The organism is Pelorhabdus rhamnosifermentans (assembly GCF_018835585.1).
GTDB lineage: Bacteria > Bacillota > Negativicutes > UMGS1260 > UMGS1260 > Pelorhabdus > Pelorhabdus rhamnosifermentans.
This window is the reverse complement of the sequence record NZ_JAHGVE010000120.1, coordinates 1-322: the sequence shown is the minus strand read 5'-3', so window position 1 is coordinate 322 and position 322 is coordinate 1. Positions and strand designations below refer to the sequence as shown.

Annotated in this window: 1 pseudogene; it reads left to right on the top strand. The window is 42.2% G+C overall.

From position 1 onward, the window contains the following. Positions 1-322, top strand: a pseudogene (locus Ga0466249_RS26030) (ISNCY family transposase); the annotation flags it as partial.

The following is a 322-nucleotide window of genomic DNA, read 5'->3' as shown; positions in this document are numbered from 1 at the left end:
ACATTTCAACCGTGGATCAAGCTAATGCTTTCCTAGCAAAATACATTTCTTTGTTTAATGATCACTTTTCTGTTCAACCTGAAGCGCTAGAGTCTGCTTTTAGGCCCTTATCAACGTCTTTGAATATTGATGCTATTCTATGTGTTAAACTGACTCGTTCTGTCGATGCTGGTGGAGTCTTCTCCTTTTACAATCGCCACTTTAAGGTCATTACATCCCCTGAGCTTCCTTTGCTTCCAGCCAAGGCCAAAGTCGCTGTCTTAGTCGGTCCAAGGATGGGGGTTGCTGTAGAGTTCAAAAAAACTCTTTTCTCTGTTCTTCC